17 protein-coding genes are annotated in these 17,254 nt (G+C 68.9%); 11 read left to right on the top strand and 6 right to left on the bottom strand.

What is annotated here, in order from left to right:
- Positions 1–40 precede the first annotated feature (40 nt).
- The gene (locus ACOPJ3_RS01195; protein WP_427870006.1) at positions 41–742 is read right to left on the bottom strand and encodes a GntR family transcriptional regulator; all 702 of its coding nucleotides are present in this window, start codon (positions 740–742) and stop codon (positions 41–43) included.
- A gap of 98 nt (positions 743–840) precedes the next feature.
- Between ACOPJ3_RS01195 and ACOPJ3_RS01190 the strand changes: the two genes are divergently transcribed.
- From ACOPJ3_RS01190 to ACOPJ3_RS01140, 11 genes are all read left to right on the top strand, one after another.
- Positions 841–1,899, top strand: coding sequence for a flavin reductase family protein (locus tag ACOPJ3_RS01190; RefSeq protein ID WP_427870005.1), 1,059 nt, complete (start codon positions 841–843; stop codon positions 1,897–1,899).
- Positions 1,900–1,902: 3 nt separating this feature from the next.
- Positions 1,903–3,456 (top strand): aldehyde dehydrogenase family protein, encoded by a 1,554-nt coding sequence (locus tag ACOPJ3_RS01185; RefSeq protein ID WP_427870004.1) that lies wholly within the window; start codon positions 1,903–1,905, stop codon positions 3,454–3,456.
- A gap of 62 nt (positions 3,457–3,518) precedes the next feature.
- Positions 3,519–4,571, top strand: coding sequence for an LLM class flavin-dependent oxidoreductase (locus ACOPJ3_RS01180; protein WP_427870003.1), 1,053 nt, complete (start codon positions 3,519–3,521; stop codon positions 4,569–4,571).
- On the top strand, positions 4,568–5,344 hold the full coding sequence (locus tag ACOPJ3_RS01175; protein ID WP_427870002.1) for an alpha/beta fold hydrolase: 777 nt from the start codon (positions 4,568–4,570) through the stop codon (positions 5,342–5,344). The genes ACOPJ3_RS01180 and ACOPJ3_RS01175 overlap by 4 nt, the downstream gene beginning before the upstream one ends.
- Positions 5,322–5,750, top strand: coding sequence for a carboxymuconolactone decarboxylase family protein (locus ACOPJ3_RS01170; protein ID WP_427870001.1), 429 nt, complete (start codon positions 5,322–5,324; stop codon positions 5,748–5,750). The genes ACOPJ3_RS01175 and ACOPJ3_RS01170 overlap by 23 nt, the downstream gene beginning before the upstream one ends.
- Positions 5,751–5,814: 64 nt before the next feature.
- Complete coding sequence (locus ACOPJ3_RS01165; RefSeq protein WP_427870000.1) at positions 5,815–6,888, top strand: ABC transporter substrate-binding protein; 1,074 nt, start codon at positions 5,815–5,817, stop codon at positions 6,886–6,888.
- Positions 6,885–7,760: an ABC transporter permease gene (locus ACOPJ3_RS01160; protein ID WP_427869999.1), complete on the top strand. Its 876-nt coding sequence runs from the start codon at positions 6,885–6,887 to the stop codon at positions 7,758–7,760. Before ACOPJ3_RS01165 ends, ACOPJ3_RS01160 begins: the two co-directional genes overlap by 4 nt.
- 1 nt (position 7,761) lies before the next feature.
- Positions 7,762–8,562 (top strand): ABC transporter permease, encoded by an 801-nt coding sequence (locus ACOPJ3_RS01155; RefSeq protein ID WP_427869998.1) that lies wholly within the window; start codon positions 7,762–7,764, stop codon positions 8,560–8,562.
- 28 nt (positions 8,563–8,590) lie between these two features.
- Positions 8,591–9,703, top strand: a complete 1,113-nt coding sequence (locus ACOPJ3_RS01150) for an ABC transporter ATP-binding protein (RefSeq protein WP_427869997.1) — start codon at positions 8,591–8,593, stop codon at positions 9,701–9,703.
- Between the two features lie 2 nt (positions 9,704–9,705).
- Positions 9,706–10,092: a cupin domain-containing protein gene (locus tag ACOPJ3_RS01145; RefSeq protein ID WP_427869996.1), complete on the top strand. Its 387-nt coding sequence runs from the start codon at positions 9,706–9,708 to the stop codon at positions 10,090–10,092.
- A gap of 31 nt (positions 10,093–10,123) precedes the next feature.
- Positions 10,124–10,750 (top strand): amino acid synthesis family protein, encoded by a 627-nt coding sequence (locus tag ACOPJ3_RS01140; RefSeq protein WP_427869995.1) that lies wholly within the window; start codon positions 10,124–10,126, stop codon positions 10,748–10,750.
- Between the two features lie 82 nt (positions 10,751–10,832).
- Here ACOPJ3_RS01140 and ACOPJ3_RS01135 read toward each other — a convergent pair whose 3' ends face one another.
- The 5 genes from ACOPJ3_RS01135 to ACOPJ3_RS01115 form a co-directional block, all read right to left on the bottom strand.
- The gene (locus tag ACOPJ3_RS01135; RefSeq protein WP_427869994.1) at positions 10,833–12,341 is read right to left on the bottom strand and encodes an amidase; all 1,509 of its coding nucleotides are present in this window, start codon (positions 12,339–12,341) and stop codon (positions 10,833–10,835) included.
- Between the two features lie 296 nt (positions 12,342–12,637).
- Entirely contained in the window at positions 12,638–13,420 is a 783-nt protein-coding gene (locus ACOPJ3_RS01130; RefSeq protein ID WP_427869993.1) for an SGNH/GDSL hydrolase family protein, read from the bottom strand.
- Positions 13,421–13,632: 212 nt separating this feature from the next.
- A complete protein-coding gene (locus ACOPJ3_RS01125; protein ID WP_427869992.1) occupies positions 13,633–14,964 on the bottom strand; it encodes an MFS transporter in 1,332 nt (443 codons plus the stop codon).
- A 44-nt stretch (positions 14,965–15,008) separates the two neighbouring features.
- A complete protein-coding gene (locus ACOPJ3_RS01120) occupies positions 15,009–15,812 on the bottom strand; it encodes an SDR family NAD(P)-dependent oxidoreductase (RefSeq protein WP_427869991.1) in 804 nt (267 codons plus the stop codon).
- Positions 15,813–15,864: 52 nt separating this feature from the next.
- Complete coding sequence (locus ACOPJ3_RS01115; protein ID WP_427869990.1) at positions 15,865–17,208, bottom strand: NAD(P)/FAD-dependent oxidoreductase; 1,344 nt, start codon at positions 17,206–17,208, stop codon at positions 15,865–15,867.
- Between the last annotated feature and the right edge of the window lie 46 nt (positions 17,209–17,254).

Below are 17,254 nucleotides of genomic sequence, written 5' to 3'. Positions count from 1 at the left end.
GCTCCTACTTTGGGATGACGGTGCTGTGGGATGACGGTTGCTAGAAGGCCCGCTGCACTGCGCGGGCCTCTGCTGCCCGATGCTCGGCGATCGCGTGCGATGCCGAGTGGATATGGGCGACCGTTAGGCGTTCCGCTGCATCCGCGTCTCTCCGTGCGATCGCTGCGACGATTTCCTGGATCTCGCGCAGCGAATCGTGGCTGCGACCGGGAACGGAAAGCGAGCTCGCCTGTGCGAGCATGATCCGCTGGCGGAGGCCGTTCGAAATGCGCTGAAGTTCACCGTTGCCTGCGCCCTCAAAAAGGATGTCGTAGAACTCGGTTTTCAGGCGGGTCATCTCGGCGGGGTTGTCAGCAACCTCGGAGAGCGCGGCGACGGACTCCTGGAGCGCTCCAAGCAGACGCTCGGACGCGCGCTCCACGAACAGCCTGGCCGCAAGGGCCTCGAGCTGAGCGCGGATCTCGTAGATTTCCTGTGCCTCGAGCGTCGTGAGGCCGGCGACGATCGTGCCGCGTCCCTGCGCCGAGCGGACGAGCCCCTCAGATTCCAGCTGTCGGATCGCCTCGCGCACCGTTGCGCGTGATGCGGTGGTGGCCTGACAGATCTCGCGCTCGATCAGGGGAGTGCCCGGGGCGAGGGCGAGTTTGAAGATCGCATCGCGGAGGTACTCAGCTACCTGGTCGCGCACGAGCGCCTCTGGGCGCTTGATCGGTCGGTCTGGGAGTGAAAGAGACGAGCTCATACCGAGGAGTGTACATCGAAGATATGAAGATGATTGACATGTCAGACAACAGACAGTAACTTGTCAGATACGCGCACACCAATGGAGGGGATTCAGCCGTGAACACACAGCCAACGGGGGCTATCGGGTCCGCAATCGAGGTGAAGATCCAAGACCTGGGGAGCTACCGCCAGGTGCTCGGCTCGTTCATGACCGGCGTGACAGTGATCACCACGGTCGACGCCGATGGCAGGCAGCGCGGGATCACCGCGAACTCCTTCACGTCGGTGTCGCTCGATCCCCCTCTGGTCCTGTTCTGCGTCGACTATCGCGCGGCAAGCTACGAAACGTTCCAGTCCGCGGAGGGGTTCGTGATCCACGTGCTCTCGTCGGAGCAGCAGGAGCTCGCAAAGACCTTCGCTTCGAAGTCAGAGACGAAGTTCGCCGGCCTCGAGACCGAGAGCGGACACGGCGGCGCACCGATCCTGAGCGACGTCCACGGGTGGCTCGAGTGCCGCCTCCACGACACCGTCATCGCGGGCGACCACGCGATCATCATCGGTGAGGTGCTCAGGTACAACTCGGAGCCCGCGCGCCCGCTCGGGTTCTATCAGGGGCGCTTCTTCGGCTTCAACACTGACCAGGAGATTGCGGCGCTCGCACCGCAGTTGTCGCGCATCGCGGTCACGTGGATGATGCAGACCGAGGACGGGGCGATCCTCGCGAGGCGCACCGAAGCGGGCGGCCTCGTGCTCCCAGCGAGCAGCGCCGCGCCGAAGGACGTGCACGCCCGCGCGCTCGCCGCGCTGGCTGAGCAGGAGTTCTCCTCGCGCGTGAGCGTCGAGTTCCTGTACTCGGTCTTCGAGGACGAAAAGGACCGACTCGGGCTCACCTATCGCGGGCAGGTGTTTGCGCGCGGCGCACAGCTCGAGCAGGCGGGCTTCGTGTGCCTGCAGCCCTCGGAGGTCGATCCGGAGGCCTTCGCGCGACCCGGCGAGAGCGCCATCGTGGGCCGCTATCTCGACGAGCTCGCGAACTCCAGGTTCGGGATCTACGCGGGAACGCTCGCCGAGGGCGCCATCGCCCACGTCTCCGGGGTCCAGTCGGACGACCGCGTCCCCGCGGGGGTCACGGCGCCGGAGAACGCCACCGCGTCGAACAGCGTTGAGGGGAAGTAGACCATGAGGCAGGTACCCGAGGGAACCGACACGAGGCTCGCAGACGAGATCAGCCGCGACGGCGTGAAACTCTTCATCGGAGGCGAGTTCGTCGATGCGAAGGACGGCGCGGTGTTCCCCGCCGTCGACCCCTTCGACGGGCAGCCCTGGCACGACGTCGCCGATGCGTCCGCTGAGGACGTGGACCGCGCGGTCGCCGCGGCCCGCGACGCGCAGCGGGCGTGGGGGAGCCGCTCGGCGGCCGACCGCGCAACGGTGATGCTGGCAGTCGCCGATGCGGTCGAGGGCTACGCCGAGGCGCTCGGCGTGCTCGACACGCTCGACAACGGCAAGCTGCTTCGGGAGACCGCGGCGCAGGCGAGCGGAGTGGCTCACTCGCTCCGCTTCTCCGCTGGCAACGCCGAGAAGATCAACGGCGTCACGGCCCCGTCGGCGAAGGCCGACGTGCTCGCCATGACGATCCGCCAGCCGATCGGCGTGATCGGCGTGATCGTCCCGTGGAACTCACCCGTGCCCCTCCTCATGTCGGCCGCCGCGCCGGCCATCGCCGCAGGAAACTCCGTGGTGGTGAAGACCTCAGAGGACGCCGCGGCCTCCATCGCGGCGTTCGCGCGCATCGCCGCCGAGGCTGGCCTCCCGGCCGGCGTGCTCAATGTCATCTCCGGCAAGGGACCGGCCGCCGGCGACGCCCTCGTGCGGAACTCCGGGGTCGCGAAGATCGTCTTCACCGGCGGCGACGCCGTCGGCCGCAAGGTGGCGATCGCTGCGGCGGAGCGCCTGGTCCCTGCGCTGCTCGAGCTCGGCGGCAAGTCACCTCAGCTCGTGTTCAAGGACGCGGATCTGGATCTCGCCGTGAATGGCCTGATCGGAGGTGTGTTCGCCGCCATGGGGCAGACCTGCGTCGCGGGATCCCGAGCGATCGTCCACGAGGACATTCACGACGAGCTGGTCCGCAGACTGGCTGAGCGCGCGAAGAGCCTGCGCTTCGGCGATCCGCTCGACCCCCAGACCCAGATTGGCCCGCTCGGGTCGAGCCGGCAGCTCTCCCGCGCGTGCGAGTTCGTGGCGACCGCGCAGACCGATGGCGCGACGCTCGCAGCTGGAGGCGGCACTCGCCCCACCGGCTCCGGTGAGGGGGCCTACTTCGAGCCCGCGGTGTTCGAGGGCGTCGAACCTGGCCACACGCTCTTCCGCGAGGAGGTCTTCGGGCCCGTCATCGGTTTCACGAAGTTCCGGACCTTCGACGAGGCGATCGCGCTCGCGAACGATTCCCGCTTCGGGCTGGCGTCCGGCGTGTGGACGAGCAACTTGGACACGGCGATGCGCGCCGTGCAGCGGATTGAGAGCGGCACGGTCTGGGTGAATACCTACCGCGCACCCGAGGCATCGACCTCGGCAGGTGGGGTCAAGGACAGCGGCTACGGCCGCCTGGGAGGCGCCCGCGAGCTCGAGCTCTTCACGGTCGAGAAGACCGTGATCATCAACTACTCGGGAGTCGGCAACGACCCATTCGTGATGGGCGGATCCGCCGCGGACGCTCCGTCAGAGCCCGCCTGATCCCGCACCGCGCACCGCGCATCCACGTTTCGAACCAGTAAGCAACATTTCAAGGAGTAGCAATGGAATTCTCGATCATGCTCGACCTGGGGCGCCGTTCCCCCGAGCTCTCCTTCGAGGAGAACCTCGAGCAGATCACGGAGCTCGTGAAGGCGGCCGAGGAGGTCGGCTTCAGCGGCGTATTCGTCGGCGAGCACCACGGACACGAGATGACGATCGCGCCGGCGCCGTTCACGCTGCTGACGCATCTCGCCTCGGTGACGGAGCGGGTGAAGCTCGGCACGGCCGTGCTCTGCGCTCCCTACTGGCACCCGATCAGGCTCGCGGGCGAGGCGGCGCTGTTCGACCACATCAGCGGGGGCCGGCTCGAGCTCGGCATCGGCCGCGGGGCATACCCGTACGAGTTCGCGCGCATGGCGGGCGGGATCCCGCCCGAGATCGCGCGCGAGCAGCTCGCCGAGCTGCTGCCCGCGCTCAACGGGCTCTGGAAGGGCGACTACGCGCACGAGGGCTCCCTCTACAGCTTCCCGGAGACGACCTCGACGCCCCGCCCGCGCGGCGGCGAACCGCTGCCCCTGTGGGTTTCGGCGCGGCACCCCGACGTCTTCGACATTGCGATCAAGAACCGCGCGAACCTCATGGTCGCCCCGCTCTCTGCCGGCATCGAGGAGGTCGAGTCGCTGCGCGAGCGGCTGAACGACGCGGTCGACCGCGGCAATGCCGACTACACGCCGAAGCTCATGGTGCTCCGCGACACCTACGTTGCGAGCTCGGAGAGCGACGTCGACACGGCGATCGACGCACTGCTCTACGGCGAGGGATTCTTCTCGAACCTCTTCCGCACCGACGGCGACGTCAAGGACGGCTGGGTGAAGTGGATCGATCCCGAGTCGGTCGAGACGCAGAAGGACGACTTCAAGCGGGATCAGATCCGCGAGAATCAGATGTTCGGCACGGCCGAGGAGGTGCGCGAGCGCCTGAAGGAGTACGAGAAGCTCGGCACCGACGTCTACCTGTACAACGCCTCGTGGGGGCTGTCGTTCGAGGACGAGCTCGCTTCCGTCCGCCGCTTCGGCGCCGAGGTCATCGCGAAGTACGAGGGCGCGTCGAAGTGACGGCCCAGAAGCTTCTGAACGCCGGGACGAGCGGCACGCCGCTCGTCCTGGTGCACGGGGTCGGCGACTCTCTCGTCTCGTGGTCGCGTGTGGTCGCCGAGCTCGAGCCGAACCGGCCGGTGCTCATGTACACGCTGCGCGGGCACGAGACCGACGCCGAGAATCCGCCGCCGCCCTACGTGATGGCCGATTTCGTGGCGGACCTCGTGGGGCTCCTCGACGAGCACGGGTTCTCGCGTGCGATCCTCGCCGGCTTCTCCCTGGGCGGGCTCATCGTGCAGGCCACGGCGCTCGCGCATCCGGATCGGGTTGCGGCACTCATCCCCGTGGGCGCCGTGGCCGGCCGCTCCGACGAGGAGCGCGAACGCGTGCTGCAGCGATACGCGGAGGTTGCGGAGCACGGGCCGTATGAGGTGGCGAAGATCAGCGTCGACCGCTGGTACACCCCCGAGTATCTCGCGGAACACCCCGAGGCCGGGGCCCGCACGCTCGAGCGGATGGGCGCCCTGGATCCGGACTGCTACGCCGCCGCCTACCGCGTGCTCGCGACGAGCGACTTCGCCGACGACCTCCACCGCCTCGAGATGCCAGTGCTCGCGATCGCGGGCGAGGGCGATGTGGGGTCGCCCCCGCACATGTCCGAGCGGATCGCCGCGAGCGTCGCGGACGGCGAGGTTGTCGTCGTCCCCCGCGTCAAGCACCAGCTGCTGCAAGAGACCCCAGACACGATTGCAAAGGAGATCGATCGATTTGTCCGAGACAAGCAAGTATGAGCCCCTCTTCTCCGAGGGAATGAAGGTTCGCAGGCGGGTGCTCGGAGACGCGTACGTCGACTCCGCCGTCGGCCCCGTCGACCCCATGACCCAGGCGTTCCAGCCGTTCATGGTGAGCTACTGCTGGGGGGAGATCTGGACCGATGACACGCTGCCCCCCACTACGCGGAGCATGCTCGTGGTCGCGATGACCGCGGCCCTCAACCGGCTCGAGGAGCTCGAGATCCACACCCGCGGCGCGCTGCGGAACGGTGTGAGCCCAGAAGAACTGCTCGCGGTGCTCAAGCAGGTCACGGTCTACTGCGGCGTTCCCGCCGGGGTGGGCGCGCTCAAGGTCATGCGCCGCATGATCGCCGAGTTCGAGGAATCAGGCACCACCGCCGAGCCCTCGGAGCAGACGGCATAGGCCGGAACCACACATACCCGCAATACGACACCACACAGAAGTACTAGACGGAAGGAAGATTCAGATGCGTAAGCGTTCTGTGACAACACTGGCGTTGGGCGCCGCTTCGCTCCTCATCGGATCAGCGCTGATCGGATGCTCCTCGGGGGGAGGTGGGGGAGAAGCCGGCGGCGAGCCCCTCACGCTCGTCACCTGGGGCGGAACGACCGACGAGGGCTACCGCACCGCCCTCGCTGAGCCGTTCACCAAGGAGACGGGGATCCCCACCGAAATGGTGAACCCCGTTGACTACGGCAAGTACGCGGCTCAGATCGAGTCTGACCAGGTGACCTGGGACTGGGTTGACCTCGAGGGCTGGTTCCCCGTGCAGAACCCCGACTGGTGGGCGCCCATCGACAAGGACATCGTGAAGTACGACGAGTCCGACGTGATCCAGCTCCCCGGTCGTGAATCGGAGAAGATGGACTGGGGGCTGCCGAGCGGCTCGTACTCGTTCGTCATCGCCCACCGCACGGACACCGATCTCAAGACGCCCACGACCTGGGAGGAGTTCTTCGACACGGAGAAGTTCCCCGGCAAGCGGGCCGTCTATAACTACCCCTACGGCATGCTCGAGGTCGCGCTCCTCGCCGACGGCGTCGCCTACGAGGATCTCTACCCGCTCGACATGGATCGCGCCCTCAAGAAGCTCGACACGGTGCGTGACGACCTGGTCTTCTGGAACTCGGGCGCCGAGCTGCAGCAGATGATGACGAGCGGCGAGGCCGACTTCTCCTTCGCCTGGAACAACCGCATCGCGAATCTCGCGAAGCAGGGCCAGCCGGTCGCGATCGAGTGGAACGAGAACCTGATGGACGGCGGCTACGACGTGACCGCCAAGAACAATCCCCAGGTGAAGGAGACGATGCAGCTCTTCTCCAAGCTGATGGATCCCGAGGTGCAGGTCAAGATCTCTGAGGCCACCGGGTACTCGCCGTCGCTCCGCTCCTCCTTCGAGAAGCTCCCCAAGGAGGATCAGCCCTACTACAGCGCCTACCCGGAGAACATGGAGCAGTCAGTTGGCTCGATCAATCTCCAGTGGTGGGCCGACAACTTCGACCAGGCGGTCGAAAAGTGGTCGAGCTGGGCCGGTCAGTGACCACTGACGTCATCACCCTTCGTGACCAGGCCGGCCGCTCCAAGAGCGGCTCGGCCTGGTACACGGCGCCAGGCCTCCTCTTCATCCCGGCGCTGCTCGTCCTCGTGCCGATTTTCGTCATCCCGACGATCATCCTGCTCGCGACGAGTTTCACCGGGGAAGCCGGGCCATTCTCGCAGTACGTGCGCATCATCGAGACCGACCTCGTGCGCACCGTCTTCCTGCGCAGCCTCGGCATCGCGGCGCTCGTCACGATCATCTCGCTCGTGCTCGCGATTCCGTACGCCTCAATCGCTCTGAAGTCGGGGCCGCGCCTGCGGAGCATCCTCCTGGGCGCCGTGACCGCGTCCCTGTTCTTCAGCGTGCTCGTGCGCGCCTACGCGTGGCTCGCGCTGCTCGGCCACAACGGCCCGATCATGGGGTTCCTCAAGGCGCTCGGGATAGACACGGGCGGCCTGCAACTCGTGAACAGCCCGACCGGTGTCATCATCGGCATGGTGCAGTACGGATTCCCGTTCATGGTGATCTCCCTGACGGACGTCATGGGTCGCCAGGACGGCAGCTTCGAGCGGGCGGCAGCCGTGCACGGCGCGGGCCCGGTGCGTCGCTTCCTGACCGTCACCTTCCCGCTCCTCATCCCGGGCGCGCTTGCCGGGTCGACGATCGTGTTCGTGACGACGCTCGGCTACTTCGTGATCCCGTCCATCCTCGGTTCGCCGCGCGAGCTCATGATTGGCCAACTGATCAGCGATCAGGTCGGCACCACGCTCGACTGGAGCTACGGTGCCGCGCTCTCGGGGGCCCTGCTCATCGTCACCTTCGCGGTGATGATCGCGCTCAGGTCGCTGGCCCGGCTCGTAGGAAGGAACTGACATGCCACAGAGCCGCATCACACGAATCCTCGGCGTCATCCTCTCCGTGATCCTGGCCGCGTACCTGGTGCTCCCCGCCCTCGCGGTGATCCCGATGGCCTTCAGTTCGAGCATGTTCCTCGAGTTCCCGCCACCCGGGTTCTCGATGCAGTGGGTCGAGCGCTTCTTCTCGGACTCGGCCTGGACCTCAGCGCTCGTCCGGAGCCTGGTCGTCGCCGCATGCACCGCGCTCATCGCGGTCCCGCTCGGCACGCTGGCCTCCTACGCGATGGTCAGGGCGAACTCGCGCACGGCTCGGCTCACCGATCCGATCATCATGATGCCCATGATGGTCCCGGTCGTCATCTCGGGCTTCGCGCTCTACCTCCTCGTCCTCATGCTCAGGATCCAGGGCGGGCTCCCGCTCGTCGTGCTCGCGCACGTCGGGCTCGCGATCCCGTTCGTCGTGACGACCGTGACCGCGTCGCTGCGCACCTTCGACTTCAAGCTGGTGCAGGCGGCGAGGGTGCACGGGGCGAGCGCGTTCCGCGCCTTCATGGGCATCGTGATCCCGGTCATCATGCCCGGGATCGGCGCCGCGACGCTCCTCTCGCTCATGGTGTCGCTCGACGAACCAGTCATCGCGATGTTTGTCGCGGGCGACCGGGAGCCGACGCTGCCCGTGAAGATGTTCGCGAGCATCACGTACGAACTCAACCCGGTGGTGCCCGTCGCGGCGACAGTGCTCACGGTCGCGACCTTCCTCCTCCTGGGTCTGAGCCTCGCACTGAACGCCGTCGCCAAGCGACGAGCCACCCCCTGACACACTTCGCACGAGAAACGGAATAACAATGGTTCAGACGACACGAGGGTCGGGGCGAGCGCCGGTCGGGCTCGAATTGCTCGGCGTTCAGAAGCGCTACGGTGACGTGCTCGCGGTCAAGGATGTCTCGCTCTCGGTGCGGCCGGGCGAGTTCCTCACGCTGCTCGGCCCGAGCGGTTCCGGCAAGACCACCACGCTCAATATGGTCGCGGGGTTCGAGACCCCGACGGGCGGAAGCATCATGCTCGGCGACAAGGACATCACCCGGGTGCCGACCCACAAGCGTGGCCTGGGGATGGTATTCCAGTCCTACGCGCTGTTCCCGCACATGACCGTGCTCGAGAACGTGATGTACCCGCTCAAGCGCGAGGGCGGATCCGGCGACGTCAGGAAGAAGCGCGCACTCGCGGCACTCGAGGCCGTATCCCTTGACCACCTCGCCACACGGAGGCCCGCACAGCTTTCGGGCGGTCAGCAGCAGCGCGTGGCGCTCGCGCGCGCCTTTGTTTCCAACCCGCCGATCCTGCTCATGGACGAGCCACTGAGCGCACTCGACAAGTCGTTGCGGACCCAGATGCAGGAGGAGATCCGCAGACTCCACCAGGAGATCGGCACGACGGTCCTGTTCGTCACGCACGATCAGGAGGAGGCGCTCGCGCTCAGCGACCGGATCGTCATCATGCGCGATGGCGAGATCGCCCAGGTCGGCACCCCGACGGAGATCTACGAGTCACCGAACTCGAGCTTCACAGCGAAATTCCTCGGGGCGGCAAACTTCGTCGAGGCGACGGTCGCGCGGGTCGAGGCCGGCCGGCCGATCGAGCTGTCGCTCGAGGCCGGCGGCACCGCGATCGCCCGGCCCACGAGCGTCGTGCGCGCCGGGGAACGCGTGCGACTCGTGCTGCGGCCCGAGGACGGCTTCGTCGAGGACTCTCCGCAGGACGCGGGGAACCGCGTCTCGGCGGTGTTCGACGAGATCGTCTTCCTGGGCGACCGGCTCCGGTGCTCGGGCAGGTTCGCCGATGGTTCGGGTTGTCTGCTCTGGCTCTCGCACCGCGACGCGGACAAGATCCGCGCCGGGCAGGAGGTTTTCCTGCGCTGGGAGCCCGAGCGCAGCGTGATCGTGCCGGCCGAGGCCTAGCCGTGCCGCGCACGATCGGGATCCCGTCGCCGCTGGGCCGTGCGGCGTCGGGATCCCAGCCCGTCGCCTTCGAGCAGCTCGTCGGCCCCGACGACGGGATCACGATCCTCGCCGCGAGGGTCGCCGCCGGGTCGCTCATCGGCGGGTGGCACCGGCACGACCGCGGTCAGTATCTCGAGTCGGTCTCGGGCGAAGGATTCGTGCAGGACTTCGGAGAGCAACCGATCGCGCTGCCCGCCGGCGCACGCGTCTGGTGCCCGCCCGGCACGGTGCACCGCCACGGCGCTGCGGCGAACGGGGAATGGCACCAGTTTTCGATCACCCCGGGCGGCACCGAATGGTTCGCCACAGACGGGGAGGCGGCCGCGGCGCTCGCCGCCGCCGGATGAAGTTGTGTGAACAAGGAAAGGGGAATCGCTCATGTTCAGCGATGAATTGCAGATCAGGAAGATCTCGACGGTCCGGGAACGCGTGTTCTCCGAGGGTGGGAAGAGCCTCGCGAAGCCGCTCGAACTGTGCGCTGCTGCGGCAGTGATCAAGAATCCGTGGGTCGGATCCTTCGTGGACGACCTCGGGCCAGAGGTCCGGGAGCGCGCACCGGAGATCGCCCTGCTGCTCACGCAGGAGATTATCGACGCCTTCGGCGACTCTCACCGGGTGGCCGCATACGGCAAGGGTGCGATTGTCGGCCTCGATGGGGAGATCGAGCACGGTTCGGCGTTCCTGCACACGCCCTACTTCGGCAATGTGATCCGAGAGCGGCTGCACAGCAAGCAGTACATCAGCTACGCGGACACGAGGGGTGCTGGCGGCACGCGGCTCACCGTGCCGCTCGCAGACATCGTGACCTCGGGCCTCCGTTCGCACTTCGTGACGTTCGGATTCTCGATCCCCGATGCGCCCGCAGCCGACGAGCTCGTGATCGCGGTCGTCGCGGCGACGGGCGGCCGGCCCCACGCAAGGATCGGCGACCGCACGACGGACCCCACGGTGAAGCTCGAGGACTTCAGGGAGCGTGCCGAGCGGATCGGTGTCAGCATCGACTGATTCTGCGCCTCGTATCGCAGGCGAGAGCAGAGAGGGGGAGGCCGTGCAGTCACGGCCTCCCCCTCTCGCCTGTCGCCGTGCGCTATTCCTCGCTCGTCATCTCGGGCAGGCGATGGTGCCCGGTGGCCTGCTCGAAGCTGTAGGCGAAGCCGATGAGGCGCCCGTCATCGAAGCGGGATCCGAGCAGGCTGATGCCCACCGGGAGCCCGCCCTCGAAGCCGGCCGGAACGCTCACTACGGGGCGGTCCGAGAAGTTCGCCCAGCCGCAGTGGGTGCCGGTCTGATCCGGATCGATGAGCTCGGCAGGATCGGCGTGCACGGGCGTTGGCCGGGCCGCCACGGTCGGGAAGCTCAGCGCGTCGAGGTCGTACTCGGCGAAAAGCGCGTCGACGCCGCGGGCGAACTGCGCTCGCGCGCCCTGGGCGGAAGCGAAGCTCTGCGGGTCCCGCGGGGTGTTGTCGTCGCCCGACAGCCAGTCGATCGCGGTCTCCTCCATGTCCGGGCTCGCCGCGAAGAGATCGCCGAAGTTGATCTTGTCCTTCGGCTCGGTCCGCTCCGCGAGACCCTCGGGCCAATCGGCCGCCGTGCGCACGAAGTAGTCCTCGTGGCCGTCGACGGCCCAGTAGTCGTCGCCCGCGCGAATGCTCTCAGCGATCCACTCGGGCGTGAGCTCGATGCGTACGACAGTGGCGCCCTGCTCCTCGAACACCGCCAGGTTCTCCTCGACTGTGTCGATGACCCGATCCGTTTCGGGCGACGCCTCCCAGTCCCAGCCGCCAAACGGGTGTACGAGGTAACCGATTCGGGCTCCCTGCAGTCCGTCCGTCGTCAGATAATCGGACAGTCTGAGTTGCTGAGCCTGTGCATCGGTGATCGTCCAAGGCGCAGTCGAATCCGGCCCGATCATCGTGTCGAGCAGCGTCGCCGCATCGGTCACGCTCAGCGCGAGCGGGCCGATCGAGTCGCCGAGCGGGTTGTAGTCGGTTCCCGTCATGCTGACGGCGCCGACGGTCGGGCGAAAACCCACGAGGCTGGTGAACGCCGCGGGATCCGTGATCGAGCCGCACGACTCCGTGCCGATCGCGATCGGGGCGAACGAGGCGGCGACCGCCGCCGCGCTACCGCCACTCGAGCCGTTGATGTTCCGGCCTGCATCGAACGGGTTCAGCGTCCTGCCGCGGACCGAACTCACCGTGTCCCAGAACATCGCGAACTCCGCCATGTTCGTCTTCCCGAGGACGATTGCGCCCGCGTCCTGCAGGCGCTTGACGACCTCAGCGTCCTCGTGCGGCTGATAGCTTGCGAGCGCTTGGTTGCCGTGGCTCGTGGGCAGCTTCGCGGTGTTGATGTTGTCCTTCACGAGGACGGGGATCCCGTGCAGAGGGCCGCGGATCTTGCCGGCCTCCCGCTCCTCGTCGAGCTGCCTGGCCTGGTCAGCTGCATCCTCGTTGAGGCTCACGATCGTGCCCATGCCGCCGTCGAATGGCTTCTTGCCGTCGAAGCGCTCGATCCGGTCCAGGTACGCGGTGACGAGCTCCTCGCTGGTGTAGCGGCCGAGCCTCAGATCCTTCGTGATCTGGGTGAGATCCAAATCGGTGACCTCGGGACGGGAGCTCGCCTCAGCGGCCGGATCGGCCACTGGCGGGGAGAGCTGCGCGCAGGAGACGAGAGTGGTGAGGCAAAGTGCGGCGGCGACAATGGGCGTCGCCCGGCGCGCGGGCCTCGAGAACGGTGAGCGGGGCGGGGTCATGAGTGCATACCTCCATTGGCATCGGTGACCACGGACTTGTCCGTTGTCTGACATCTTATGTCTGGCAACATCTGTGGGTCAATGGAGGCCCTCGCCCGTCCCCAGCGGAGCGCGGGCGAGGGCACGCGATGGCGCCGCTACCGCGGCTCGATGCGCACCCAGTCCGGGTGCTTCGCGGTGCGGCCGTCGCCGCTCGAGCGGCCGGTCAGGCGGCGCTGCACCCACGGCACGACGTGCTCGCGCGTGTAACGGAGCTGATCCCGCCTGGTCGGGGCCGGGATCGGGGCGGCGTCGACGACCCAGTCGTCCGGGGCGTCGAGGCCGAGCCCGCGCAGCACGTTCATTGCGACCCGGTGGTGCCCGACCGGCGCGAGGTGGAGGCGGTCGCGGGACCAGTACTGGCGGCCCGCGAGTTCCGGATCGCTCCAGTTGTCGACGAACGGGATCCCGAGCCCGTCGGCGATGCCGCTCGCGGCGACGACGAGCGCGTCGCCCTTGGCCTGCACGCGGCCGCCGCCCGGCAGGCCGCCCGTCGGGTTCGCGCCCGCGAGGAGCACGGGGAGGGCGCCGGAATCCCTGATCCGGCGCATTGCGTGTTCCGTGGCTGCCGCGATGGACGCGATGTCGGTGCCCGGGCGGAGCATATCGTTGCCGCCGCCGTTGAACGTCACGAGCGTGGCGGCGGGGGCGAGCGCGAGCGCCGGGGCGAGCTGCTGCTCGATGATGGGGCCGAGCAGGCGTCCCCGGATCGCGAGGTTCGCGTAGCTGATCGGGCGCCCGGTGGCGTCGGCGAGGCCCTGCGCGACAAGGTCGGCCCAGCCCCTTGCGGTGCCGTCGGGGAGCTCGTCGCCGACGCCCTCCGTGAAGCTGTCGCCGAGCGCGACGTAGCGAATCTCCTCGGGCAATTGCACTTTCTCCACGGGTCCAGCCTATGCGCCGGCGCTCACGCGCGCCCTCGAGTCTCCCCAATGGCCCCATTCCCGCAATCGAGTTGGCCGGAAGGCCCCATTCAGCGGCGTGAATGGGGCCTTCCGGCCGACTCGGCGGGGAAGGCGCGCGGTGCGCGCGGGGCGCGGTGCGCGGGGGGCGCGGTGCGCGGGGCGCGGTGCGCGCGGGGAGGGAAGAGCGCGCGCTACACGTGCGCCTCCTGGCCGCTCTCGCGGCGGGCGGCGGCGGGCGCGAGCCACACGGACACGAAGCTGATGATGCCCATGAGCGCGATGTACCCAGCGATCGGCCACCAGGCGCCGTCGAAGAGGGCGTAGAGTCCCGTCGCGATGAAGGGCGAGAGGCCGCCGGCGAACACTGCCGCCACCTGGTAGCCGATGGACACGGCGCTCGTGCGGATCTCCGTGGGGAAGAGCGAGCCCATGATCGCCGGCTCGAGCGCGAACATGACGCAGGCGATGCCGATGGTGACGGTCATGGCCGCGGCGATGATCGCGAAGGATCCCGTGTTGAACAGGAGGAAGTAGGGGAACGCGATGAGCACGGATGCCGCGGCGGCCCACAGGAAGAGGCGGCGGTGGCCCGTGTTCTCGGACCACCGGCCGAAGAGCGGGATCAGCACGAACTCGACGGCGGCGCAGATGAGCACCGCGTTCAGGATCAGTGCGCGGTCGAGGCCGAGCGCCTCGACGCCGTAGGTGATCGAGAACACGGTGACGACGTAGAACGTCGAGTTCTCGGAGAAGCGGGTGCCCGCGGCGGCGAGGATCGTGCGCCAGTGGCCGCGGAGTGCCGTCGCGATCGGCATCTTCTCGACGCGTCCGCTCGCCATGACCTGCTGGAACGCGGGCGACTCCTCGATCGAGATGCGGATGACGAGGCCGACGATCACGAGCAGGAAGCTCGCGAGGAACGGGATCCGCCAGCCCCAGGAGAGGAAGTCGTCCTCGGGGAGGAGCGCGAGCAGGCTGAACGCGCCGGTCGAGAGGATGGTGCCGACGGGCACGCCCATCTGGGGTATCGAACCGAAGAAGCCCTTGCGGCCGGAGGGCGCGTGCTCGACGCTCATGAGCACTGCGGCCCCCCACTCGCCGCCGACGCCGAGGCCCTGGATGAGGCGGAGCGTCACGAGGAGCACGGGCGCCCAGACGCCGATCTGGGCGTAGGTCGGGAGGAGGCCGATCGCGGCGGTCGCGAAGCCCATGATGAGGAGGGTCGCGACGAGCACCTTCTTGCGGCCGATCTTGTCGGCGAGGTTGCCGAAGATCGCGCCGCCGAGCGGGCGGGCCGCGAAGCCGACGCCGAAGGAACCGAAGGCGAGGAGCGTACCGATGATGGGCTCCTCGCTCGGGAAGAAGAGCGCGCCGAACACGAGCGCCGACGCCGTCCCGTAGAGGAAGAAGTCGTACCACTCGATGCTCGTGCCGATGAAGCTCGCGAACGCGACCTTGCGCGGCGAGCCGCCGGCGCGGACGGGGGAGGGAGGGGCCGTGGTGCCGGCCTGCGTGTGAGTCACGGGATCAGTGCTTTCTGTGTCGGTGGGGTGGGAAAAACTGGCCGCTACAGCCGCGGCGCGAGCTGCAGCCCGCCGGCGACGTGCAGCACCTCGCCCGTGATGAAGCCCGCGTCGGGGCCGGCGAAGAACGCGACGGCGGCGGCGACCTCGTCGGGGGTCGCGACGCGGCCGAGCGGCGCGGCCTCGGCGTAGCGGCGGAAGTTCTCGGCGCGGGCGTCGCCCATGCCCATCGTGTCGACGAGCGGGGTGTCGACGGGCCCGGGGGCGACGACGTTGCAGGTGCCGCCCGTCGCCCCGAGCGCGTGCACGACGGTGCGGCAGAGCCCCACGACGCCGGCCTTCGATGCGGTGTAGGCGGGGTTGCCGCCCGCGAGCCAGGTGCGGGATCCGACCATCACGACGCGCGCTGCTGGCGAGCGCCGCAGCGCCTCGGTCGCGCCGGCGCACATGAGGTAGGCGCCGCGCAGGTTGATCGCGATCGTGCGGTCGAAGTCGGCGAGGCTCGTCGTGTCGAGGCCGCCGACGGGGGAGTAGCCCGCGTTGTTGACGAGCGTGTCGATGCGGCCGTGGCGCTCGAGCACCTCGGCGATCGCGGCGGCGATCGATGCCTCGTCGGCGAGGTCGACGCGGACGGCGCTCGCGCCAGCAGCGGCCCCGGATCCGGAGATCTCCCCTGCGACGCGCTCGGCGGCGGCGAGGTCGAGGTCGGCGATGACGACGTGCTGGCCGGCCGCGGCGAGGCGGCGGGAGATGGCGGAGCCGAAGGCGCCCGCGCCTCCGGTCACGATTGCGACGGGGGCTGAGCCAGAGGCTGAGGCGGGGGCGGAGCCCGGTGCGGTGTCGGTCACTGTGGCTCTCCTTTCTTTCGGGGAACAGGGGGTGAGGTGCTGGGGCGCGCGGTCAGCGCGGGATCGCGAACGGCCTGAGGTCGATCTCGCGGCCCGCGACGACGGGCGCGCGGCCCGCGACGAGCGCGGCCACGACGTCGCCCGTGACGGCGCCGAGCGAGAGGCCGTGCATGTTGTGGCCGGCGGCGACGACGATCCGGGAGTCCGCGGGCAGCGGCGAGATGACGGGGAGCCCGCTCGGCGTCATGGGCCGCGGCCCGACCCATTCCTCGCTGATCGCGTCCCAGTCGACGCCGCGCAGGAAGCGGGAGGCGCGGCGCGCGAGCTGCCTCGCGCGCGCCGGCTCGTAGCGGTCGGTCGAGCCGTCGAAGTCCATGAGCCCGACGATCCGGAGCCGCCCGTTCATGGGGATCGCGACCGTGCGCTCGGCGAGCGAGCCGAGCAGGAGCCGCGGCATCGTGTCGGTCTCGACCGTGAAGCTGTAGCCGCGGCCGGGCCGCACGCGCAGCCGGTTCGGGATCCGGATCCCGCTTGCGTCGAGGAGCCGGGGCGCGAAGGCGCCCGGGGCAACGACGATCCGCGACTCGCGGATGATCTCCTGATGGCCCGCCTCATCGCGGACGGCGACGCCGGGGAAGCCTGCGGGGCCCGGCTCGCTCGTGCCCGGGATCAGCCGCTGCGCCGTGACACCCTCGCGGATCGTGACGCCCTCGGCGAGCAGGCGGTCGCGCAGCTCGTCGACGAGGAGGCCGGGGTCGAGGAAGCGCTCGGTCGTCGCGACGTAGGCCTGCGCGACCGAGTTCGCGAGCGCGGGATCCGCCGCCCGCACGTCGCCGCCGCGCAGGATCGGCTCGGGGCGCGCCATGCCGAGGTGGTCGGCGCGCGCGACGAGCGCCGCGCGGTGCGCCTCGAGGCGCGCGAGGTCGGGGTGGGTGTAGACGTAGCCCTCGCCGCCGCCCGCGAGCTGGAGGCCGTCGCGGCGCATCGCGTCGAAGGAGGCGAAGGCGCCGCGCACGAGCTGGTCGAGGCCGCGCGAGCCCGCGGCGACGCGGCGCGGTGCGCAGTGCGCGAGGAAGGAGAGTCCGAAGGTCGCGAGCCGCGGGAGCGCGAGCGGGGAGACCGCGAGGTAGTGGGTGCGAGAGGTGACGCCGCGCACCGTCTCCGGGATCATCGCGGGCCCGGCCATGGGGAGGACGTTGAGCGGCGTGATCTCGCCCGCGTTGCCGCGTGCGGCGCCGGATCCGACGCGCTCGCGCTCGACGATCGTGACGCTGTGGCCGTCGCGCAGCAGGGAGAACGCGGCGCACAGCCCGATGAGGCCGCCGCCGACGACGAGGACGCTGCGGCGGGTGCGGCCGGTGCGGCCGGCACCGCCGGTGCTCGCTGTGCTGGGCATCTTCGCTCCTCAAGTGCGCTGCGCGCGGCTCCCGCCGCGGCCTCGG

This window comes from Leucobacter luti (assembly GCF_050310065.1).
Classification (GTDB): Bacteria; Actinomycetota; Actinomycetes; order Actinomycetales; family Microbacteriaceae; genus Leucobacter; species Leucobacter luti_B.
The sequence above is the reverse complement of the archived record's forward strand: the minus strand, read 5'-3'. Positions and strand labels throughout refer to the sequence as shown.